General features: G+C 65.5%; 27 protein-coding genes. All 27 read left to right on the forward strand.

Going from position 1 to position 22529, the window contains the following annotated elements; genetic code table 11:
* The first annotated feature begins 73 nt into the window (after positions 1-73).
* Positions 74-835, forward strand: a complete 762-nt coding sequence (locus V8Z80_RS08490; RefSeq protein WP_336061705.1) for a hypothetical protein — start codon at positions 74-76, stop codon at positions 833-835.
* Between the two features lie 9 nt (positions 836-844).
* Positions 845-1807, forward strand: coding sequence for a major capsid protein (locus tag V8Z80_RS08495; RefSeq protein WP_336061706.1), 963 nt, complete (start codon positions 845-847; stop codon positions 1805-1807).
* A 3-nt stretch (positions 1808-1810) separates the two neighbouring features.
* A complete protein-coding gene (locus V8Z80_RS08500; RefSeq protein WP_336061707.1) occupies positions 1811-2863 on the forward strand; it encodes a hypothetical protein in 1053 nt (350 codons plus the stop codon).
* A 2-nt stretch (positions 2864-2865) separates the two neighbouring features.
* Positions 2866-3243 carry a hypothetical protein gene (locus V8Z80_RS08505; RefSeq protein WP_336061708.1) on the forward strand — a complete coding sequence of 126 codons (378 nt, stop codon included), beginning with the start codon at positions 2866-2868 and terminating at the stop codon, positions 3241-3243.
* Entirely contained in the window at positions 3240-3392 is a 153-nt protein-coding gene (locus V8Z80_RS08510) for a hypothetical protein (protein WP_336061709.1), read from the forward strand. Before V8Z80_RS08505 ends, V8Z80_RS08510 begins: the two co-directional genes overlap by 4 nt.
* A 1-nt stretch (position 3393) precedes the next feature.
* Positions 3394-3777 (forward strand): hypothetical protein, encoded by a 384-nt coding sequence (locus V8Z80_RS08515; protein WP_336061710.1) that lies wholly within the window; start codon positions 3394-3396, stop codon positions 3775-3777.
* 1 nt (position 3778) lies between these two features.
* Entirely contained in the window at positions 3779-4135 is a 357-nt protein-coding gene (locus tag V8Z80_RS08520; protein ID WP_336061711.1) for a hypothetical protein, read from the forward strand.
* Positions 4135-4338 (forward strand): hypothetical protein, encoded by a 204-nt coding sequence (locus V8Z80_RS08525; protein ID WP_336061712.1) that lies wholly within the window; start codon positions 4135-4137, stop codon positions 4336-4338. Before V8Z80_RS08520 ends, V8Z80_RS08525 begins: the two co-directional genes overlap by 1 nt.
* 56 nt (positions 4339-4394) lie before the next feature.
* Complete coding sequence (locus tag V8Z80_RS08530; RefSeq protein ID WP_336061713.1) at positions 4395-4724, forward strand: hypothetical protein; 330 nt, start codon at positions 4395-4397, stop codon at positions 4722-4724.
* Positions 4721-5116 carry a phage tail terminator-like protein gene (locus V8Z80_RS08535; protein ID WP_336061714.1) on the forward strand — a complete coding sequence of 132 codons (396 nt, stop codon included), beginning with the start codon at positions 4721-4723 and terminating at the stop codon, positions 5114-5116. The genes V8Z80_RS08530 and V8Z80_RS08535 overlap by 4 nt, the downstream gene beginning before the upstream one ends.
* Before the next feature lie 81 nt (positions 5117-5197).
* On the forward strand, positions 5198-6136 hold the full coding sequence (locus tag V8Z80_RS08540) for a phage tail tube protein (protein ID WP_336061715.1): 939 nt from the start codon (positions 5198-5200) through the stop codon (positions 6134-6136).
* 2 nt (positions 6137-6138) lie between these two features.
* A complete protein-coding gene (locus V8Z80_RS08545) occupies positions 6139-6615 on the forward strand; it encodes a hypothetical protein (RefSeq protein ID WP_336061716.1) in 477 nt (158 codons plus the stop codon).
* Positions 6616-6883: 268 nt separating this feature from the next.
* A complete protein-coding gene (locus tag V8Z80_RS08550; RefSeq protein WP_336061717.1) occupies positions 6884-10141 on the forward strand; it encodes a tape measure protein in 3258 nt (1085 codons plus the stop codon).
* A complete protein-coding gene (locus tag V8Z80_RS08555) occupies positions 10142-10498 on the forward strand; it encodes a hypothetical protein (protein ID WP_336061718.1) in 357 nt (118 codons plus the stop codon).
* Between the two features lie 36 nt (positions 10499-10534).
* Entirely contained in the window at positions 10535-11068 is a 534-nt protein-coding gene (locus V8Z80_RS08560) for a DUF1833 family protein (protein WP_336061719.1), read from the forward strand.
* Positions 11065-11454 carry an NlpC/P60 family protein gene (locus tag V8Z80_RS08565; RefSeq protein ID WP_336061720.1) on the forward strand — a complete coding sequence of 130 codons (390 nt, stop codon included), beginning with the start codon at positions 11065-11067 and terminating at the stop codon, positions 11452-11454. The genes V8Z80_RS08560 and V8Z80_RS08565 overlap by 4 nt, the downstream gene beginning before the upstream one ends.
* On the forward strand, positions 11447-16393 hold the full coding sequence (locus V8Z80_RS08570; protein WP_336061721.1) for a host specificity factor TipJ family phage tail protein: 4947 nt from the start codon (positions 11447-11449) through the stop codon (positions 16391-16393). The genes V8Z80_RS08565 and V8Z80_RS08570 overlap by 8 nt, the downstream gene beginning before the upstream one ends.
* Positions 16390-16800: a hypothetical protein gene (locus tag V8Z80_RS08575; RefSeq protein ID WP_336061722.1), complete on the forward strand. Its 411-nt coding sequence runs from the start codon at positions 16390-16392 to the stop codon at positions 16798-16800. Before V8Z80_RS08570 ends, V8Z80_RS08575 begins: the two co-directional genes overlap by 4 nt.
* 64 nt (positions 16801-16864) lie before the next feature.
* On the forward strand, positions 16865-16987 hold the full coding sequence (locus V8Z80_RS08580) for a hypothetical protein (protein WP_336061723.1): 123 nt from the start codon (positions 16865-16867) through the stop codon (positions 16985-16987).
* Positions 16988-17015: 28 nt separating this feature from the next.
* Positions 17016-18074: a hypothetical protein gene (locus V8Z80_RS08585; RefSeq protein ID WP_336061724.1), complete on the forward strand. Its 1059-nt coding sequence runs from the start codon at positions 17016-17018 to the stop codon at positions 18072-18074.
* A gap of 48 nt (positions 18075-18122) precedes the next feature.
* The gene (locus V8Z80_RS08590) at positions 18123-18311 is read left to right on the forward strand and encodes a hypothetical protein (RefSeq protein WP_336061725.1); all 189 of its coding nucleotides are present in this window, start codon (positions 18123-18125) and stop codon (positions 18309-18311) included.
* A complete protein-coding gene (locus V8Z80_RS08595) occupies positions 18298-18903 on the forward strand; it encodes a hypothetical protein (RefSeq protein ID WP_336061726.1) in 606 nt (201 codons plus the stop codon). Before V8Z80_RS08590 ends, V8Z80_RS08595 begins: the two co-directional genes overlap by 14 nt.
* The gene (locus tag V8Z80_RS08600) at positions 18900-20138 is read left to right on the forward strand and encodes a phage head spike fiber domain-containing protein (RefSeq protein WP_336061727.1); all 1239 of its coding nucleotides are present in this window, start codon (positions 18900-18902) and stop codon (positions 20136-20138) included. Before V8Z80_RS08595 ends, V8Z80_RS08600 begins: the two co-directional genes overlap by 4 nt.
* A complete protein-coding gene (locus V8Z80_RS08605) occupies positions 20135-20449 on the forward strand; it encodes a hypothetical protein (RefSeq protein ID WP_336061728.1) in 315 nt (104 codons plus the stop codon). The genes V8Z80_RS08600 and V8Z80_RS08605 overlap by 4 nt, the downstream gene beginning before the upstream one ends.
* Before the next feature lie 150 nt (positions 20450-20599).
* Positions 20600-21769, forward strand: a complete 1170-nt coding sequence (locus V8Z80_RS08610; protein ID WP_336061729.1) for a phage head spike fiber domain-containing protein — start codon at positions 20600-20602, stop codon at positions 21767-21769.
* Positions 21770-21870: 101 nt separating this feature from the next.
* Positions 21871-22218 (forward strand): putative holin, encoded by a 348-nt coding sequence (locus tag V8Z80_RS08615; protein WP_336061730.1) that lies wholly within the window; start codon positions 21871-21873, stop codon positions 22216-22218.
* Position 22219: 1 nt separating this feature from the next.
* Positions 22220-22492, forward strand: a complete 273-nt coding sequence (locus V8Z80_RS08620) for a phage holin family protein (protein WP_336061731.1) — start codon at positions 22220-22222, stop codon at positions 22490-22492.
* The last annotated feature ends 37 nt before the right edge of the window (positions 22493-22529 follow it).

Consider the following 22529-nt stretch of genomic DNA (forward strand, 5'->3'; position numbering starts at 1 on the left):
TTTCAGGGCCGCCCGAGGGGCGGCCTTTTCATTTGCCCGCGAGGCGGGCGCTTCTTTTCCCGAGGGGAACCGCATGACGCACGAAATTGACCTGGCCGAACTCGGTCTGGATCTGGACGAAAGCAAGGCAGCTGAACTCAAGGAGGTGCTGTCGGGCAAGATCCAGCAAGCCATCGAGAAAGAGGTCTCTGGCCTGAAGTCCAAGAACCAGGAACTGCTGGGCCAGAACAAGACGCTCAAGACCGACCTCGACACGTTCAAGGGCCAATTCGAGGGTCTGGACATCGACGCCGTCAAGGGCCTGCTGCAGAAGGCCAGCCAAGACGAGGAAACCAAGCTGATTGCCGAGGGGAAGCTGGACCAGGTTTTCGAGCGTCGTACCGAGCGTCTGCGCGGCGAGCTGGACAAGACCATCAAGGCCGAACAGCAAGCCCGAGAGAAGGCCGAGGCCCGCGCCAAGGCACTGGAAGCCCGCGCGCTGGGCGACGTCATCCGCGGCGCCGCCATCGAGGCCGGCGCCGAGAAGAGCGCGCTCGACGACTTCATTCTGCGCGGCCAAGCGATCTGGACGCTGGACGAGGACGGCAAGGCCGTCGCGCTCCAGGACGGCGAGGTCGTCTACGGCAAGGACGGCAAGACCCCCCTCACGCCCAAGGAATGGGCCGAATCGCTGCGCGAAGCCGCGCCGCATCTGTTCCCGCGCGCCCAGGGCGGCGGTGCTACCGGCGGCGGCGGTGGCAAGGCCACCAAGCCCCGCTCCCAAATGACCGCGGCCGAGAAGTACGACTTCATCCAGAAGCACGGCCAGGCCGAGTACCTGAAACTGCCGAAATAAGGAATCGACATGACGACCACCGTCAACAGCGACCTGATCATCTACAACGATCTGGCGCAGACCGCCTACCTGGAGCGCATCCAGGACAACCTCGATGTGTTCAACGCCGCATCCGCCGGCGCGATCGTGCTGCGCAACGAGCTGATCGAAGGTGACTTCCAGAAGCGCACCTTCTACCGCATCGGCGGCACCCTCGAGCACCGCAACGTCAACTCGACGGACAAGCCCGAAGGCAAGGCCATCAGCCACCTCGAGCGCGTCGGCGTGAAGGTGCCGTGGAAGTACGGCCCGTACCAGTCCACCGAGGAAGCGTTCAAGCGCCGCGCGCGCACCCCGGAAGAGTTCTCGATGATCGTCGGCCAGGATCTCGCCGACGCGACCATCGAGGGCTTCATCCGCTACAGCGTGAACTCGCTCGTCGCTGCCATCGGCGCCAATGCCGGTACCGTCGTTACGGGCAGCATCGCCGTGGACGGCAAGAAGACCCTGACGCGCGGCCTGCGCCGCTTCGGCGACCGCTTCAGCCGTATCGCACTGTGGGTCATGGACTCGGCCAGCTATTTCGATATCGTGGACGAAGCCATTGCCAACAAGCTGTACGGCGAAGCCGATGTGGTGGTGTACGGCGGTCTGCCGGGCACGCTGGGACGTCCGGTGCTGGTGACGGACCAAATGCCGGCCAATCGCATCCTGGCGCTGCAACCGGGGGCGTCCGAAGTGGTGGAGTCCCAGGCCCCGGGCTTCCGCAGTTACCCGATCAACGACCAGGAAAACCTGGCCATCGGCATCCGCGCCGAGGGCACGGTGAACCTCAACCTGCTCGGCTACTCGTGGAAGGAAGATACCGGCGGCGCCAACCCGACGATGTCCGCCCTGGGCTCCGGCGCCAACTGGCACAAGCACGCGGCCAGCGATAAGTCGACGGCCGGCGTACTGATCAACCTGACCGGCGACGCCGGCGCGGGGAGCTAAGGCATGCGCGTCGGCATCTACGCTGGCGCGCATCACGCAGTAGCGCCGGCGCTCGTGGAGGGATTCCGCCTCTGCGGCGCCGGTGCCAGCGTGCGCGCAACGGACCATTACTACGGCGAACGAGAGACGTTCGACCTCGTGGTGGTGTATGGCATGAAAGCGGGCCGGCGCGTACGCGACACCTACGCCGCCGCCGGCGTGCCGGTGGTGGTGATCGACTGGGGCTACATGCGTCGGGTCAACGATCCGTCCGAAGCGGCCGCGGGCTACTTCCAAGTCGGCTTGGCCGGGTTGAACAGGGTGCCGGCCTTCGCGTGTCCGCCTGACCGGTTCGACGCACTGGGTCTTGAGGTGGTCGAGCAGGGTGGCGACCCGCAGGGCTACGTTCTCGTCTGCGGCCAAGTCCCAGGGGACGCCGCGCATGGCCTCGATGCCGAGGCGCTGCAATCGTGGCTGGCCGAGCAGTTGGGAGCGCGCGCTGGGGCGGTGTACCGGCCGCACCCGCGAGGCGGCGTCGATCTGCCCGGGGTGGAAAGCGACCGCCGGCCGCTGGCGGAGTCGCTCGCCGGAGCGCGGTTGGTCGTGGCCTACAACAGCAATGTGGGCCACGATGCCCTGCTGGCCGGCGTGCCGGTGGTTTGCGGGCCCGGCGCCGCCTACGAGGACCTGGCAGGCGAACAGCTGCCGAGCATCGAAGACCGGCGTGCCTACTTCGCCCGTCTGGCCTATGGGCAGTGGACGCTGGAGGAAATGCGCAGCGGGCAATGCCAGCGCTTCCTCATTGATCACCTCGTGCCCGGCGTTGGCCTGCCGGGCGAAGCGGCGCAAACGGAGAATCGGCCGTCTGTGCCCGAGCTGAGCTCGGGTGCCGAGGCAGAGACCAATGGAGGCACTGCGGTAGCAACAGCCCCGACGGCTGGTGGAGAGCCCGTGCCGACACCTATAAGCGGGGCGGCCCCGGAGACCGTTCCTCCCGCCGGCCAGCCGACGACGGTGCCCTCCGCCGAAGCGCCGAAGCGGCGTGGCCGGCCGCCCCGGAAACAGGCGGGGGCCTGACCGTGACGGAGTACGTGACGGTCGCCCAGGTGGACGAGCTGCTGGGCGATGGATGGGCGGCGGCGGACAAGAAGGCCGAGGCGATCTTCATCGCCAACGTCTGGATGTCAGACCAGGACTTGCCCGCGCTGGACCCGATGCCCGAACAATGGCCGCGCGCCGCGGCCTACATCGCGCGCGAGGCCGCCGCCGGCCGGATCTACGGACAGACCGAGCACGGGCTTATGAGCAAGTCGGCCTCGGCTGGCGAGGTCTCCACGTCCAAGACGTTCGCGCATGGGCACCGCGTGGTGTCGGCCGGGGAAAACCTCGCGCTGGCCTTGCTTAAGCCCTGGCGCGGCGGGCTCGGCGCCGGAGTGGTGATGTTGAAGAGGGTATGAGCATGTACGGAAGTGGACTGGATGGCGCGTTTACCGCGCTCATGATCGCGTGCGGTATCGCCGGCGCGGCGATCATGGCATTGCTGTTCTGGGGTGTTCCGTGGCTGTGGGGGGTAGTCAAGCCCTGGCTGCATGCCGTGACGGGGTGACATGGGACAGCACCTAAAGCCGCCTAGGGTCGAGTTCCGGCCCATCGATCCACTCCAGGACTACTACGACGACGGCCAGGGCAACCAGTATTCAGTGGCGCGCTTGGTCGATGATGCCAAAGACCTGCCGATTTTCGATTGCCCGCTGGCGGCGCTGGATCTGTCGGGGGAGATCTGGAAGGGCAGCAACATGCACGGATTGGCCTTCCACGTTCGCAAGGTGATGCGGGCCGACCTGGATGTGCCGATCTTGCTGGACTGGAACGGCGGCATCGCCGACGGCCGACACCGCGTCATCAAGGCGCTGGCGCTGGGTAAGCGAACGATCAAGGCCAAACGGATGACATGGAAGCCGGATCCGTGCCGAAAGAGCGAAGGGAGTTGATGTGGGGCTGCGCGACGAAATTACAGCTGACCTGGCCGAAGCCTTCGATGACGACCTCGCCGACGCCATCCGCCCGTTCGAGGGTTCGCGGGTCGCGGGTGTAGGGCCGTATGACCCGGTGACCGAGACGCGGCCGGGGATCACGGAGACCTACAGCGGCCGCGGCGCGTTTGGCGGATATCGAAGCGAGGAGATCGACGGCGTGCGCGTGCTGGCGACCGACGTGCGGCTGCTTGCCTTGCAGGCCGAGACGACCGGCACGCCAGCCGTGGGCGACAAGATCAACGGCATGAGGGTGGAGTCCGTCGGGCAGGACCCGGCCGCCGTCACCTGGGTCGTGCAACTTCGGAAGGTGTGATGGTGCTGCTGATGAAAATATGGGCTGCCGTGACGCAGCGAAAGATTGTGGCACTGCTACACCACGATGGCGAAGTGTCATTCCACATCGCCCGCAGGACGCCGTTCGGCATGGAGTGCAAGACGTTGGGACGGCGCTGCTTGCTGCTCAAGGATGGCAGCGTCAAGGGTCCGTCCTGGGTTGATGCCTGGGAGGTGGCGTAATGGCCTGGGGAGGAACGAAGCCGACCGCCTTTATCAAGGTAGTCGAGGATGATCTCGTGGACAAACGCAAGGTCATTACGTCCGACGCGCTCCAGGCCGTTATTTCGGGTTCGCCCGTCGATACGGGCGCGTACAAGGGCAATCACAAGGTGAGCCTGGACGGCGAGGATCTTTCCTCCGATCCCCTGGCCGCCGACCCCAGCGGGCAGGACACCCTGGCCAGGGGCGAGGCCGTCATCGGCCAAATCGATACGGCCTACGGGTACGCCGTGGTGCAGAACAACATCGCCTACGCGCAGCGCCTGGAGGACGGTCATTCGCAGCGGGCGCCGTCCGGAATCTACGGACCCGCGTTCGAGTTCCTGCGGGCCAAGCACGCGAAATGACCTACGAAGAGATCCGACAAGCCATTGTGGGCCGCATGGCGGCCTTCAGCGGCCTTGAACAGTCGCGCATTGCGTATCCGAACCATCCGGGGATATTCGCCCCGCCGGACGAGGGGCTTTGGTGCCGCCTGTCGATTCAGCCCGGGCCTGCCTTTATGGCCGGCATGGCGGATCGTCCCTACACCCGCAAGCCCGGCCTGATCGTTGTGCAGTGCTTTGCGCGCGAGCGTACCGGCATCAAGCCGTTGACCGAACTGGCCGACGCCCTGGAGGTGCATTTCGCGTACTGGCGCCACGGTGAGCTGGAGTGCTTGGAGGCCAGCCACGTAGACGTGGGGCCGGCCGATGGCTTCTACCAGCAGAACGTTCGCGTGGCTTACCGAGCCGGATAGCCAACAACCACCTCGAACGACCCGCTTCGGCGGGTTTTTTTTGCCCGCTCTGTGCGGGCGCATTGAGCATAGGAGGCAGCCGTGAGCAGCGGAGCCAAAGTTGTCACCCACTACATCAAGGAATCCACGCCTGGCGTGACCCCAGCCAGCCCGGCTGCCGGCGCGTGGAAAACAGCCCGCCTGACGGGCAACAGCTTGTCGCCCACGCCCACCACTCAAGTCAGCGACGAAATCACGGACTCGCGCATCAGTCAGGGCAGCGTGGTCACCGGCCTGACGATAGGCGGCGACCTGGTCGGGGAGATGTCCTTCGGCACTTTCGATGATTTCCTCGAGGCGCTGTTCTACGGCAACTGGACCAACGACGTGCTGACCGTGGGGACCACGCGCCACACCTTCAGCGTCCAAAAGGCGTTCACCGACGTGGGCACCTATCACCTGTTCAAGGGCGTGCACGCCGCCACCGGGTCGATCGAGATCCCCGAGGAGGGCAAGATCACGTTGACCATCGGCGGCCAGGCTCTGGACTATGAGGACGGCGAATCGTCGTTCGTGACGAGCCCGGCCGCGGCCACGACGACGCCTTTCATGTCGTCCCTGGCGGTGGGCGATATCACCGTGGATGGGATTTCCCTGGCCGGGGCGGCCTGCGTGTCGGCCATGACGGTCAACGTCGACAACACCGTGCAGCTGCAGCGCTGCTTGGGCTCTGGCCGGCTCGGGCCGGGCGCCATTATCGAGACCGAGGCAGCGATCACGGGGACGATCACGCTCGCATGGTCCAAGCGCGCCTGGCTGATCTGGAAGGAGCAACTGACCCGCAAGCCCTTCGCGGTGTCCTTCCCCATCGAGGACAGCTTGGGCAACCGATACGTCTTCGCCTTCCCTTCGATTGAATTCGACGGCGAGCTGCCCAATGGCGGCAAGCGCGACATCATCCAGGCCACCTTGAACTGGACCGTCGCCAAGGTGGCTCCGTTCATCACGCGCGTTGCGGCCGCTACGGAAGGCGAGGACTGATCATGCCTTTGACCGTCCACACGGAGGAGCGCCAAAAACCGAGGTCGGTGGCGCAGTGGCGTGAGTACGACGCGCAAACCAGCGTCCTTATCGACAGCCTGGACAACGACGAGTACCAAATTGCCCTTGCACGTGCCAGGCGCCGCACGCAGGCCCTGGACCGCCTGGCCGGCGCCGAGCAGGTCCTGGTCCTGGATGGCGAAGAGACCGAACACGCGACGCAGTGCACCTTGCTTGGGCACTTCGTTGTGAGGGATTGGAAGGGGGCGGCCGACGCCAACGGCAACCCGGTGCCCTATTCGCCGAAAGCGGCGGTGGCAACCCTCAAGACCGACATCCGCTTCTTTCTCTGGGTCCTTAAAGAGGCCTCCGACGTGGCGGCGAGTCACCACAGGGAGGTCGAGGAAACGAGGGGAAAGTCGTCGCCAGGTACCGCTGGCAGCGCGAGTGGGGAAGCCGAAGCGAAAAACAAAAGCTGATCGCCAGCAGGCTTGGCGTACGGATTCCTGACCCGCCGGAGATCGACGCCATCACGGCCCATGTAATCGCGGTGTACCAACTCGCCGCTCGCGCCCGGCGCATGGTGCCCGCTCAAGGTGGTGCGGTACTGCTGCCCATATCCGTGGCCGATATATCCGACGTTCTTGCTGCGCATCCGTCGCCACTCCCCAGGGCCGAACTGGACGCATGTGTCTTCGCGCTTGACGCCTTGGACCGTGAATGACACGACGACGTGAGTGATGAACCATGAGTGAAAGCCGCCTAGCGATTGTCATCGACAGCCGCAATGCCAAGACCGACGCCGAGGGGCTGGCGCAAGCCATGCAGGCCTTGGAAGATGCCGGCGTGCGTGTGAGCACCAGTGCGGGCAGAGCGGGGCGTACCGCGCGGGATGCCGGCCGGGCCTATAGCCAGGCTGGCCAGCAGGCCACGCGCGGCGCGCAGGGCGTAGACCGCATTAATCGGTCCCTCGATGACACCGATAGGTCGGCCACTCAGGCAACCCTGGCATTGCGTCGTGCTTTTATTGGTGGGATCGCAGGGCTTTCGGCGATGAATGTGATCGACATCGCCGACGACTGGGGGCAGTTCGCCAGTCGGATCCGGATGGCCACGCAGAGCGCCGAGGAGTACGACCTGGTACAGCGGCGGATGCTGCAAAGCGCCAATGCGACGTACCGGAACATCAACGAGACGCGGGAGTCGTTCATTCAGCTATCGCCGGTCCTGCGGCAGATGGGGATGTCGCTGGAGCAGAGCCTGGACGCCGTTGACGCCTTCAGTGGCTTGCTGGTTGTGAACGCTGCCAGCGCTGACAGGGCGGTCGCTGCACAGCGGGCGCTGTCTACGGCGTTGCAGAAAGGAAAGTTGGACGCACAAGGCTGGATCACGATCTATTCGTCCCTGGACAGTTTGGTCGAGGTCCTGGCGCAGCACAGCGGAAAGTCGGCGGAAGAGATCCGCAAGTTGGGCGCTAGCGGGCAGCTGTCCGTCAACATGATCGCGCAGGCGCTTGCCGGGAGCTACGACGAGATCATGCGCCAGGTGGAAGGCATGCCGACCACCGTGCGGGACGCAATGAACAATGTGAGCAATGCGTTCGGCGAGTACATCGGTACTGCCAATGAGGCGAACCAGGTCACGGCGTCGATGGCTGCCGCGCTAGTGAGCCTTGGCGATAACCTCGATTCCGTGTTGAACGTGGCAGTACTGGCCGCTGGCGGGCTTTTGGCGGCGTACACGGCACGCGCTATTGCTGCCGGGGTGGCAACTGGCCAGCTGACCGTAGCCAAAATCGCGGACGCGGCGGCCACCCGCAATTCTGCCGCCGCAAGCCGCGCATTTGCAGCAGCCCGAGTCGCCGAAGCGCAGGCTGCAGTGGCCGCTGCGACGGGCATGCAGCGGCTCACTGTCGTGCAGACCCAATTGGTTCCGGCACAGGCAGCGCTGGCCGCTTCTACCCAATCGCTTGCTGCGGCAAATCGCACCCTTGCCCTTTCGTTGTCGGGCCTCATAGGTGGCCCCATTGGCGCCCTAACTTTGGGCCTTTCTGCGGCGGGTGCAGCGTGGGTGTACTTTGCGAACTCCACGGATAGGTCTCGTGACAGCCTGATCGACATCGACCAGCCGTTGCAGACCACGATCGAGAAGTTCCGCGAGCTGGGAGTGCTGCAACGGGAAAGTGCGCTGGCCAGGTTGGGCGAATTGCAGGCCCAGCAAGCGCGTGAGGCGGCGCGAGCGGTCAACGACTTTGTCGATAGCCTCAACCCAACGACCGCTCGCGGTACGCGCGCAGTAGCTCAGATGCGCGCCCAAATGCGCGTGGAGATGCAAGCAATTGCGGCCGACACTGATCTGTCGTCGGAACAGATGCAGCAGGCAATGGCCGACCTGATCGATATGTGGGCGGAGTCCGGGCGGATCACGCAGGAGCAGGCGACCACGTACCGCCAGGCTGCGGCCGCAGTGGCGGCTGCACAGGAACCTGCACGGCGGACCGCCCAGCAGGTCGCCGTGCTGACCGCCGAGCAACAGCGATTGGCAGATTCGGCCCGGGAAGCGGCTAATGCACAGGGTGCTCTGGCCGGCGCCTTGCGCGAGACCGACGAAGCCGGTAAGACGTACTTGGAACGGCTGCAGGACCGCGCCCTTACGGCCGGACTGACCACTCAACGTCAGCAGCTCGATGCGCTGGTGAAGGCCGGGAAACTGATCTACTCGGACGACGACCTCGAGGCGGCCCGCAAGGCGGCGGACATCATCGACCGTGCAACCGCTGTGTCCAAGCGACCACGGCGAGAAACGGCAGACGAAGGCCAGCGGTTTATCGAGCAGATGCGTGAGCGCGTTGAGCTGCTTGGCAAAGAAACCCAACTCGAGCAGCTTAATGCGCGGATAGCCTCGGGCACCCTCAAATTCAAGGAAGAGGGACAGCGAGGGGAGGCCGAACGGCTGGCCCGGACCCTTGACTACCTGAATCAGCAAGTTGAAACCGAGCGGATACTGCGCGACTTGCGCGCTCAGCAGTCCGTAACGCAGATGCAGTTCATGCGGGAACTGGGCAGCTTCGGCCAGGGAAACCGGGTGCGGGAGTTGAACTCTGCCCTTGCAGAGGTTGAGGACCGATACCGAGACCTGATCGAGCTGCGGCGAAATTCGGTGCATGGGCTCGGCGACCGCGAGTACGCGCAAATCCAGCAGTCACTCGCTACTGAATTGGATATGGTCCGTCAGCACTATGCCGACCGCTGGCAGATCGAGGAAAGCTGGCGCCTAGGTGCAATGGACGCGCTTCGGAACTATTCCGACGAGTCGCGCAATCTGTACCAGGATTTGGGGGAGGCCGCTGGCAACGCATTCCGGACGATGGAAGATGATTTCGTGTCGGCCATGCGCGGGATGAAATTGGAAGCGTCCCGGGTCGTAGACAGCATCCTCAACGACCTGCTGAGAATAACCGTGCGCCGGAACATCACCGGGCCGCTGGCCAACGCGCTCAATCATGGTATCGGCCAGGTGGTGCCGAACGTGGCTGGTGGTTTCGGCATTTCGCAGCTCCCGGTCGGCGGTCTTATCCCTACGGTGGACCTGACCAGACCGCCAGGCCTCGCCCGCGGCGGTCCGACTCGCGCGTTCGGCCTGTATGAGGTCAACGAGGAAGGGCCTGAGCTGTACACCGAGCGCGGCCGTACCTACCTGATGGCAGGCGACCAGGGTGGATATGTGACCCCGCTACGCGATGCGGCGCAGGCGGGCGCGATAAGCACAGTACCGGTGCCGGGGGCAACGGCCGCCACTGCGCCGCCGCGAATCACCATCAACAACATCGGTGCCCAGTCCGAGCCGGAAGTTCAAGTGCGGCAGGACCCGTCCGGAGGCATCAACATTGACCTGATCTGGAAGCAGTTTAGCGGCCGGCTGGCCCGTGAGGTGTCTAGCGGGCAAGGCGAATTCGTGCGCGCCCAGGAGCGGACGTATGGACTCCAGCGCAAAGTGAGGGGCTAGATGACGATTCCAGTCTGGACGGGGACCGCGCCCACCACGCAGTACGGGCGCCAGCCGAAGGCCCCATTCCTGCGGACCGAAATGGACAACGGGACGTCGCGGAACCGGGCGCGGTTTCGCGTTTATCCCATCACCATCTCGGTCAACTTCTTTTTCGACCAGGAGGAGTACGACCGGTGGCAGCGCTTCTGTGAAGAGGAGCTCGTCAACTACTCCGGCTGGTTCATGTTGATGACTACCGGGCCGGGTGGAGCGCGCTTGCGCCGAGTCCAATGGGTCGCCCCGCCGAAAGAGGACATGGTCGGGACTCGCCACTGGCGAATCACCGGCCAGGTCGAAACCCTCAGCAACGCATAAGCCGCCTCCGGGCGGCGTCTTCTTTTTTGGGCGCCTATGTCCCTTGAACAAGCACTGGCCGAGGCATACGCCTCGGCGCCGCGCGACCGAGTGATTTTCGACACGCTCGAACTGCGGCACCCCAATTTCCTGGACGACTACGGCCACCCTACTGCTATTCGGGTGGTCATCGGCTACGAGGATATCCGTGCGCGCCTTGAGGCCTATGCCCCGCTGCATGCGGGCGAGGAGGTGGACTTTCAGGCCGGGGCGTTCCGCTTCCGGCTGCCCGGGTTCGAGGAGGCCAGGGTGCCCAGCTTGCAGATCACCCTGGACGGCGTATCGGAGTTGGTGGTGACGCACGTGGAGGCTGCCGCGCATTCGCCGGTGCCCATCGGCGTCACGTACCGGCCATACCTGTCCACGGACCTGAGCCGCCCGCAGATGGATCCGCCGATCACCATGTCGCTGACGCAGGTCAGCGTGTCGGCGCTGACCGTGACGGGCACCGCCACGCTTGCCGACGTGCACAACTATCCGTTCCCCGCCGAGAAGTACATCCGGTCGCGATTCCCGGGGCTGTTCCGATGACTGCCGACGACGCCAATCGCTACATCGGGCTGCCCTGGCGTTTTGGCGCCCGTGGGCCGGATGCCTACGACTGCTGGGGGCTTCTGCACGAATGCCGCGCGCGCCATTTCGGCGGCGGGGTGCCCGACACGGTTCTAGGCCAGGCCGCAAAGCGCTTGTATTCGCGCAAGCTCAAGTCCGGTGAATGGGAAGTGGTGGACCTGCCGGCCCACGGCGACGGCGTGCTGCTGCGCGCCGGCAATGATCCCCACGTCGGCATTTACCTGGACCTGGACGGCGGCGGCGTGCTTCATGCCCTGGAGGGCTGCGGCGTCGTATTCACGCCCATGCGCGGCCTCGTATCCCTCGGCTATTCCAATCCGAAATTCCATCGATTCCATGCCTAGCGTCATCATCCGCCGCGACCCTTTCCGGCCGCAGATGGACCAGCAAACGGTCACTGTGCGCCGCGGCACCCGCCTGGATACCGTCCTGCGCCGCCAGGGCTTTATCCAGGGCCGTGGGAAAGCCATTCGCCGCCCGGTGCCCTTCGTGGTGCAGGTCAATGGCGAGTGGCTGCTGCAGGCTCGCTGGGCGCGGCGCCTGGTCGCCGATGACGCTGTGCTGGTGGTGGTGCTGCCGGCCGGCGGCGGGGGCTCCAATCCGCTGCAAATCGTCGCAATGGTTGCATTGGCGGCGGTGACGGCTGGCGTTGGAGCGTGGGCTGCTGGTGCATACGCGAGCGCCGCGGGCGTTGCCGCAACGAGCGCGGGCGCGCTGGCGGTCGGTGCAGGCGCGGCGGCGGCGGTAGCCATCGTCGGCGGCATGGCGATCAACTCGCTTTTCCCGCCGGCGCGCTTGCCCAGCACGATGGAGCGCGAGGGGGCCAGCCCGACCTACACCATCGGCGCCCAGGGCAATATGGCCAGGCCGTTCGAGGCCATTCCGGTGCGCTACGGCCGGTACCGCAGCTATCTCGATTTCGCGTCTCAGCCCTACACCGAGATGGAGGGCAATGAGACCTACCTGTACCAGCTCTTCATGGTGGGCCAGGGCGAGTACGACATCGAGAGGATCCAGATCGAGGACACCGACGTCGGCAACTTCTCGGAGGTGCAGTACGAGGTCGTGCCACCGGGCGGGCGGGTGACGCTGTTCCCCGACAACGTGGTTACCTCCAGCGCGGTACAGGGCATCGAGCTGCCCGCGGCCGGCGGTCCTGGCGCCGGCCCGGTAGGCCCCTTCGTGGCGAACCCGGCGGGCACGCGCACCACGGAACTGGCCGTGGATGTCGTCTTGCCCCGTGGGCTCTTCTACGTGAACTACAAGGGGGCGCTGGAGCCCTTGGCGACGACGTTCAACGTCTACGGGCGCCAGATCGATGACAGTGGGCAGCCGATAGGCAGCACGGTACTGCTTGGTGCCGAGCGCCTGGAAATGGCCACGTCGACCCCGCAGTACCGCACCTATCGGTACAGCGTGCCGCAGGGGCGCTGGGAGGTCAGCGTCGAGCGCACCTCTGCCGACATCCCTGACCGGGAGACGCGGTCGGCGCTGGCTATCTCGTGGCTGGGCCTGCGCGCGTACCTGCCGTCGCAGCAGGACTACGGCGATGTCACGCTGCTGGCCATGCGGATCCGGGCGACGAACAACCTGAACCAGACGACGGCGCGACGCATCAACGTCATCGCCACGCGCCGGCTGCGCACATGGCACCCTATCAACGGCTGGTCCGCCGGCGCGGTGGCCACGCGCAACCCGGCGTGGGCGATTGCAGACGCGTGCACGAATCCACGGTATGGGAAGGGGCTGCCGACCAGCCGCATCAACATGGCCGGCGTGTACCGCCTGGCGCAGATCTGGGATCAGCGGGGAGACCGATTCGACGGCGTATTCGACACGACCGTGACGTTCTGGGAGGCCATCACGCAGATTGCGCGGGTCGGTCGGGCCATGCCGATCTACTACGCCGGCGTTATCGACATCGTGCGCGACGAGGCCAAGAGCCTGCGCACGCAGATGTTCACGCCGGCCAATATCGTCGCGCGCAGCCTGTCCATCGACTACGCTTTTCCCGAGTTCGATGACCCCGACCACATCATTGTCGAATTCACGAACGAGGCGACCTGGCAGGACGACGAGGTCGTTTGCGCGCTTGCTGGCAGTGCCATGCTGCGGCCGTACCGGCTGCGCATCCCGGGTATCACCAACCGCGACCACGCGTGGCGCGAGGGCATCACGCTGGCGGTGCGTAACCGCGACCAGCGGCGCTTCATCTCGTTCCAGACCGAGTTCGAGGGCGCAATCCCGGGATATGCGGACCTGGTGGAGATCTCTCACGACGTGCCGAAATGGGGCCTGTCGGGCTGGATCGAGTCGTTCGATGCGGCCAGCCTGACCCTGACCACGTCCGAGCCGCTCGAGTGGTATGAGGGCGAAAACCACTACATCAGCCTGCGCCGGCGCGACGGCTCACCGGCTGGCCCCTATCGGGTCGTGCCCGCAGGTCCTACCCCTGTGCCGCCCGGCCTGTCGGAGTCGGATCTCGCCGAGCTGATGACGCGCCGCATGCGGCTGGTGGACGTGGACGCCGACGACATTTACGTGTCCGACGGGGTGCAGGACGAGCTCACCCACTACGCATTTGGCGCCGGTGAGCGCCGCGCGCTGCTGGCGCAGGTCATGAGCGCGACCCCGGACGAGGAAGGCCGGTGGACCCTGGACGCCGTCAATTACGCGCCTAGCGTGCACGTGGCCGAGCAGGGCGGCGATGTTCCGCCGCCGCCGCCGCCCTCGCTCCTGCCGAACCCGGTTATTGCGCCGATCATCGACAGCGTAGTGGTGTACGCCGGCGCCGAGCCGGGCACGCAGATCATCTCCGCCACGCCCGCGCGCGGCGCGGCGCGGTATGAGTTCGAGGCCAGTAGCGATGCCGGCCAGACCTGGTATCAGGTCGGAGAGGGGGAGCGGCCGAATATCATGGTGCGCCTGGAGCCGGGCGCATGGCGCGTGCGTGTGCGTGGCATCGGCGTGCTGGTGGGTCCGTGGGCCACCTGGCAGGGCCAGATCAGCGCAAACGCCGGGCCGCCGCCGGCGCTGCTGTCCTTGGTAGCCGAGCCGGCGCTGTACGCCATCCGGCTGCGCTGGACCCTGCCGGATGCACCGTATCTGCGCTCGGTCGAGATCTACGAGTCCCAGACGCCGGATATCGCCGATGCCCAGCTGCTGACCGAGCCGCGCGTGCCGCAGCAGGCCTACGAGAAAACGGGGGTGCGGGTCGGCCAACGATTCTGGTACTGGGCGCGGCTGCGCGACGAGGCCGACGCGCCGGGCGGCTGGTTTCCCGACCCGACCGGCCCTGGCGTAGCCGGCCAGGCTGTCCTGGACGCTGGGCCGTACTTGGAGGCTATCCGCGACGAGATTATGTCGTCGGAGCAGGGGCGGCAGCTGTTCGACCGTGTGGAGCAGATCGACGTGGACCTGCTCGACTTGCAGGGGGCGGACGAGCGTCTTGGTCAGGAGATAGCCGCTGAGGCTCAGGCTCGCGTCCAGCAGGTAGGCCAGGTGGCCAAAGACCTGGCGCAGCTAGGTGGCATCGTTGAGCAAAATACTACCGGGATCGCCGAGCTGCGCGAAGAGGGGGATCTGCATGCGCTGCAGGTGCTCGAACTGCGTGCCGCCCTGGGCGATACGGACGCTTCTCTGACCACCATCCGCAGGGTGCAGATGGGCGCAGTCGAGCAGCTTACCCGCCTGACGGTACGCACAGACGAGGCCGTTACCCAGATCACCGACATGCTGCACGTGCTCGATGGCCAGGCCACGCGGCTGCAGGTACTGGAGGTTGAAGCCGAGGGGCTATCGACCCGCACGCAGACGCTGGAAGAGGTCACGGGCCAATACGCGAGCCGGTTCACTGAGGTCGAGTCAGACCTAGACGGGGTGCATTCGGCGGTGCAGACGCTGCAGCAAGCCCAGGAGGGGATGGCCACGCAGCTCGAGACGGTCGAGGCGACGGCGGTCGGTGCTGGTGCGGCGGCCGCGGCCGCCCAGGCGGCGGTGCAGACCGAGGCGACGGCGCGGGCCGACGCGGATTCAGCGCTCGCGCAGAGTATTTCCGAGGTGTCCGCGTCGGTCGGCCAGAACGCCGCCGCTATCCAGCAGATTGACCAGGCCACCGAGGAGCAGGCTTTGCGTCAGCTGCAGCTCATGGCCCAGGACGGCGCCACCGAGGGGTTTATCACCGAGCAGATGCGCGCCATGGCTACGCATGCACGCCAGATCAGCCAGCTCGTAGCGCGCAACGAGTCGATGCAGGCAGCCATCCAGACCATCGAGCAGGTGTTCCTGGACGAGACTGGCGCCCTGGCCGAACAGGTGTCCACGCTCGTCTCCTCGATGACGCAGTTCGGCCGGGAGGCGGATGCGGAGGGCGACCTGGCCGATGTGCTCAATGAGCACGCCAGCCGCGCCATGATCCAGACGGAGCGCCGCACGCGCGCCACGAGCGAGCTGGCGATGGCGCGGGCCATTGAATCCATGCAGGCCAGCGTGGGGACCGCCGTCGCGCTGATGGAGCAATCGTCCGAGGTGGTTGCCGAGCTGGACGGCAGGGTCAGCTCGATGATGATGGTGCGGGCCCAGGTCACGCAGGGCGGCGAGACTGTAGCCGCCGGCTTCATGATCGGCGCCGAAGGTGAGGGCGGCGTGCTGACCAGCCGGTTTGCCGTGTTCGCGCAGCAGTTCGTGGTCCTGGATCAGCTGTCCGAGTCGGTGGTGGCGCCCTTTGCTGTCGAGGGTGGTCAGACCATCATCGACGATGCGCTGATCCGCAGGCTTCACGGCAACAAGATCATTGCCGGCACCCTCGATGCGGATGCCATCACCAACAACTCGTTCGTGTCGAAGGTGGCGAGCATCGACACCGCTTACGTCAGGCGCGCCAATATCCAGGAGCTGGCTGTCGACACGCTGCGGATCGCGGGAGGCTCGGTCACCACGGGTAGTGCGCTGGACTACAGCTTCGAGCTGGACCGCTGGCAAAGTCAAACGGTCAGGGCTGAGATCCATATGCCTGTAGGTGGGCTTGTGGTCGCGATGGTCGATGTGAGCGCAACGCGAATCGCGGGCACTGGACGAATGTTCTTTCGCATGAACAGCAGCTTTTCGGAAGAGGCCAGCTACGAGAACCGGATCGACGCGGTAGCGCCGCACTTCAGCATCAAAGACTTCTTTATCTCGTCGTGGCTTGGGCCTGGCACGCACTTCATCTCCGTAACCGGGCAGAACAATGACAGCCGCGGCAGCTACTTTGGGAAAGTTTCGTTGATAGGGCTATTCCGATGAATGGGACTGAAAACGGCGCCGCGGCTCTTCCGCCGGAAGACGTGTTGATCCCCGCAACCTTCTATGACGGAACGGGGCGCATCCTGCAAAGCGGGTGGTTTCAAGAGCGGGTCATTGAAGGATTGGCGGCGCGGCTTGGCTTGCAGTATGTGCTGCAGCCTGCCGATGTCGCCCGAGATTACGTTGTCGCCGAGGCGGTGGTTGCGCGGCCTTCGAACCCTGCGCGCCTGGAGGGCCTGGTGCTGGTGGATCTGCCGGCGCCGTGCCGAATCGATATCGACGGGCAAGAGTACGAATGCGACGACACCCGCGCCGAATTGGAGTTTTCGGTGCCGGGGACGTTCAGGGTCATGGTGCGGGCGTGGCCCTATCTGGACAAGGAGTTCACGATTGAAAATCCGGCATGAGCCTGATGCGGTCGCGCTACGGCGCCGCGCATACCCCGACATCGGCGATCAGCTGGACGCGGTCATGCAAATGGCCGACGCGCTGCGCCGCCAGGGCATCGAGCTGCCGCCAGCGACACTTGAATGGATAGAGCAATGCCGCGCCGTCAAGGCGCGCTATCCCAAGACCAATCCTCGGCCCGCCTGATGCGGGCCATTTTCATGGAGTAGTGCCGATGGCATGGTATCGAGCGGGAACCGTATCCGTCTCTAACGGCAACGTGACCGTCACGGGCAGCGGGACGGCATGGGTGGCGAATGCCCGGACGGGTGACGCGTTCCAGGGCCCCGACGGCAGGCTGTATGAGGTCACGAACGTCGCGTCGAATACGGCGCTGTCCATCGCGCCGCCGTACGCTGGCCAGAATGCCTCTGGCCAGGGCTATCTGCTGATTCCGGTCCAGGGCTACACGAAGCGCCTGGCCGACCGCGCGGCCGAGCTGATCGCCGATTACGGCAATGCCGCGGATCGTGCCGAAGGTGCACTCCAGGCACTGGAGAACTTGGGCGACCTGCTCGATGTCGTGGCCGCGCGCGAAAACCTGGGCGTGCCGGCTCGGCTGAACCCCGTGTTGCAGCAAAGCCTGCGCGTCGAGAACGCGGGCACGGCGCTGGCGGTCGGCGTGGCCAGTGGGGCGGCTACTGTCGGGGTGCAGACCGGCGGGCAGGCACTGGCCAGCCTGCTTGAGCTGGTGCCCGGCGAGCGCGTGTCGATCCTGGAGCGCTTGGTGGCGGCCAACTTTGTCCTGCCTGGCAAGCGCACTACAGCACAGCTCGCCCCGCTCGCCACCGCACAGAACGAGGGCGCATTGGCCTGGTGCACGAATACGGCGAGCGGGCCGGCGCTGGTGGAGTGCACAGGGACCGAATGGGTTGTGTGCAAGAACGGGCTGCCGGTGGGCATGGCGCCATTCGAGCAGGCGAATTCGTCCGGCGCGGGCTGGACCAGTCGGCGGCGGGTGTACCGCTTCGGCGATGGCACGATGATCCAGGATTTACGATATTGGGAAGGGAGCTACGCCCCCGGCGTCTGGCCGTGGTCTTGGAACTTCCAGCAAGCATTCACTGATTTCCCGATCCTGGCCGTTAACGCAGTTTGTGGGTTCTCCGAAGTCGTCAACATCAAGGCGGAGAACAGCAGCCAGACTAGCTGCTCCGGTTTCGTATACCAACGGCACACCTCCTCGCTTCCCAACTTTTGGATCAACGGCCAAGCCATCGGTCGCTGGAAATAGCGCCCGCCAGGCCTTCCCGTTTTTCGTCATTTTCACAAGGAGCATTTCATGAAGCGCATTCAGGAAATCATCGCCGGCAACATCGGCAACAAGCTGACGCAGGAGCTGGCCAACGGCATCTACTCCGCGGTGCTCATGGAAATCGAGCGCCTGGTGGCCGACGCGCGCGCCCAAGGCGCTACCACTTCGGGCGGCGCGGTGGCCGACGGCCCGGAGGCCGCTAATGGCGCTCGTTGAGATCAGCCGAGCGGCCAGTACCAGCGGCGGCGTCTGGACCGCGCTGGCCAGCGGGCCTGTGGTGCTGACCTCGATTGCCGCGACGAACCGCTCTTCCCAGGACACGCCGATCAGCGTTTGCTTGCGGCGGGGGTCGGCGCGTATCACTATCGTGCCGGAGGACCTGCTGCCTGGCGGCCAGGGTAGCCAGAGCACGCGCTTGCGGTTGCCGGTTTTCCCATTGCTGGCGGGCGATGCGGTTGAGGTGCGCAGCCAAGCGGCCGTGGATTGGCGGGCGATGGGCGCCGAGACGATATCGAGTCGGCAGTTCAGTCTGGCAGTCCAGGCCGGCGCCGACGCCTGGGCGACCATCGTAGACCAGGCTGCAACCGTGTCGGGGCTGCTCGCCGCCAACCTGTCGATGGGGGATGCCGTCGTATCGGTGCGCATCAGCCGCAGCGGCGGCGGCGAATCCTGGCTTGTCGCCGAAGAAGTGGTCGAAGAGGGGGCATCGCGGCGGCTTGTGCCCGTGGCCGTGTTGGGCGCCGGCGATGTGCTTCAGGTCCGCGCGCGAGGCGCGGTGCATTTCATTGCGACAGGGGTATATGCATGAGCGCGATGGGGCCAGTATCGATCCTGGCGCGGTTCCGCGACCCGCAGGTGCTCGATTTCGATTTCACCCAAGGCGAGATGCCCGCGGGCTGGACGTTCACGCGTGGCAGCCTGGCCACGTATATCGACGGTGGGGCGCTGAAGACGGCGGCCCAGAACGAGCCTGTTTTCGAGGACGGAGCGTTGCGGCTCGAACCGCAGCGCACCAACTACATCCAGCGCAACGCCGGCCAGGACATTATGACCTGGACTACCACGCGCGCGATCTTAAGAGAGTGGGGCGCGTTCGCAGGCATGACTATGCGCAGGTGGGCCGCTACCGCGGGCTACAACTCCCACTACGTGAACAGCGCGACCGTGCCGACTGGCACGATTGCGGTTGGCACGGTCCTCTCGGGGCAAGTGTGTGTGAAGGCGGGGGGCCTGAGTCAATGCCGGGTAGAAATGTACCTGGGCACCGGCTATTTCCATGCCCTTGTGGATTTGACATCCGGGGACATTGTAGGCACTGGCGGGGATCAGGGCACCGGCACGGTCGATGTAACGCGCCTTGCAGATGGTGTGTTTCGCATCCGCATGAACAACGTCGCCAGGGTCGATGGGCCCACGTCTTCGCATATGCGCGTCCTTGCCCAGACGCCGGATTTCCAGAACTCGTTTGATGGCAACGAGGTTGACGGCTTGTGGGTTGGCGGTGCGCAGATTGAGATTGGCCCGGAGTGCACGAGCTTCATTCCCAACGAGACTGCGGGGGCGATTACCCGGCTGCGCGACATCGCCTTGCTCACTCTTGACCAGCCCTGGGGGGTGAACCCGGGAACGCTGGTGGCGGACTTCACCAGCAACCCTCGCGGGGTCAACGTATTCATTTCCCTGCGAGAGGGCGAAGCGGCCGCCGGCAATCGGATAGAGATCCGGCGCCAGGTTACCGAAGGGCGCACGGCGACGATTGTCCGGAACGCCGCCGGCGGTACCGAGATCTCCAACGGCTCGGGCTATTGGCCGCCTGGCCAGGAGTTCAACCGTGCTGCCTTCGGCTGGGGCATCCCCGATCTGAAGTTCGTTTCGGGCGGCGCAATCACGCTGGCCTCGACACGCCCGCTGTCGGCGTGGACCCCGGCAAATCTGCGCGAAATCATGGTCCCGCACAGCTCGAACAACTACGGACGGCTGCGGCGCATCCGCCTGTACCGGCACCTTCTATCCGATTCCGCACTGGAGGCGATCACAGCATGACCACCTACTACATTCGAACCGCGACCGAGGCGGAAATGCAGTCCGCCCTGATCGCTGCTGGCGTACTCGTGCCGGACGGCGACGAGCTGGTCGTGGCCGCAGGCCTGGCCTTGGACATGGTCGGCCAGATCTACCGCAGCACTGGCCAGACCGAGCAGATCGAGGTCGGCGGCGAAGTCGTTGAGCAGCCGGTGTACGCAGCCGTGCCCGGCTGGCACGCGAATCTGCTCGGCGAGCTGTCAGCGGAGCAGCTGACGCAACTGCCTGTGATCGACCCGCCCGCCACGCCGGCGCGGCGGTTTTGGCTGTGACGAGGGAGCCGACATTATGCAAATTTTCCGTATCGTGAAATGCGGGGGGGGGGGGTACCCTGGAAACTCCTCGGTGTCAATACCCGGGAGGGCCAGTAAATGGCTGTTCTCGGACCTGTATCGACCCTGGCGCGCTGGCGCGACCCGAGCATGACCGAATTCGATTTCGGGCGCGGTGAGCTGCCGGCCGGGTGGACCGCGCTGCGCGCCAGCCCTACGACGTATATCGATGCTGGCGTGCGCCGCACCGCTGCGCCGAACACGCCGGTTTTCGAGGGTGGCGCTCTGCGCCTGGAACACCAGGCTACGCAGCTGCTGATGCAGTACGCCAATGGCACACCGTTCCAGGTGTCCAGGATGGCCGGCTACTGGTCATTGACCCGTACCGTCCATGCCGGCGTAGCCATGTACCGCGTTACCCCTAACGAGGGGGATCCTGGGCACTATGTCGACTCAGGTTCAATACCCGTGAACAGGCTGGCTGTGGGCACTCGGTGCTCTGCGCAAGTTGCGGTGAAAGCCGACGGGTTCAACCAGCTACGCGTCGAGGCATTTTCAGGGGCCGCTGACCGGCGCGCGTCGATAGCATTCAACCTGATAACGGGCCAGGTACTTGCGGTGTTTAACGGCGGGGACAGCTCGATTCGGCTATCAGTGACTGCGATGGCCGACGGCGTCTGGCTCGCAAAGCTGGAGAACTTCGATACCGTAACGGGCACGACGCCCATGAGGGTACGTGTCGTGACGTCAGGATACAGCGGCGACGGCGTGTCCTCGTTCTGGGTCGGGGAGCCCCAATTTGAGGTGGGGCCTCGGTGCTCCAGCTTCATCGACGTCGGGGCATCCGAGGTCACGCGGCTGCCTGATCTGATACTTGCAGGTGGGGACTGGGAGAACGCCGTAGGACGCGTCGAGGGTGCCATCGCCGCCGAGTTCGATGCGACGCCGGGCAACAACAGCACAAACATGGTCCGCCTCGCCAATCCGTCCGGAGGGGACCGAATCGACATCCGCCGCCAGGGCACTGGCGGCGTGGCGGTGACGTTTCACAACGATGGTGCATCCGTGGCGGCCAGCGGCGTGGGGCCCTGGCCTGCACGCGGGGCGAACCGCGTTGCAGCAGCCTACGGCCCGGACGGATTAGCGGCGTATGCCGCCGGCCAGCGGTTCCTGAATGTCCCCACGGCCGCTGTTCGTCCCCAGCTGTTCAACCGGCTCGAGCTGGCAGCGAGCGGCCAGGTGACGGCCTACATATCCCGGCTGCGGCTGTACCGCACGCGGCCGCCTCATGAGCAATTGCTGGCGATGACGGGGGTATGAGCAACGGCTCATCCGGCGCCTCTATGGCTTCCCCTGAAAATCTTTCCATGCCCGCCCTCGAGCGGGCTTTTTTTTTACCCATCGCGTCCAGAGGAGGGACGATGCCAGACCCCACTACCCCTACCGCCGTCGCGGCAGCCGCCGCCGGCGTGAGCCTTGCCACGCTGCTGCCGGGCATCGATGGCAATGCGCTGATCGGCGCATTCGCTGGCGCGGCCCTGGTCGCCATCAGCAGCAAGGAGCCGCGACTGCTGGTGCGGGCCGTGCACGTGCTGATCTCGCTCGTCATGGGCTATTTGACCGCGCCGGAGATCGTGGCCCAGACGCCGCTGCAGGAGACCGGCGTTGCGGCGTTTGCCGCGGCCGCTCTCATCGTGACGCTGGCGCTGTGGGCGACCGAGCGCATCAAGACGCTGGACCTGTCGATCTTCACCCGCCGAGGAGGCTGACATGCTCGAACAGATCATCGTATTGATCGCGGTGGTGGCCAATCTTGCGACCGCCGGCCGGCTGCTCGCATACCAGCGTGCGGGCGCACGCTACCGCCCGCTGATCTCGTGCATGGCCTACGTGCTGATCGTCTGCACGGGCGCCGAGGCGCTGAGCATCCTGCTGGGCGCGTCCACGGCTTCGGTCTGGTCGTCGGGAGTGGCCGTGGTGCTGTCCGTGCTTGTGTGGCGCGCCCGGGGCAACGTCGCGCGCATCGTGAGGGTCCAAGCATGAGCTGGCTTGCCAACATCCTCAACGCCCTGCGCCGTGC

Source organism: Orrella sp. JC864 (assembly GCF_037026685.1).
GTDB lineage: Bacteria > Pseudomonadota > Gammaproteobacteria > Burkholderiales > Burkholderiaceae_B > Orrella.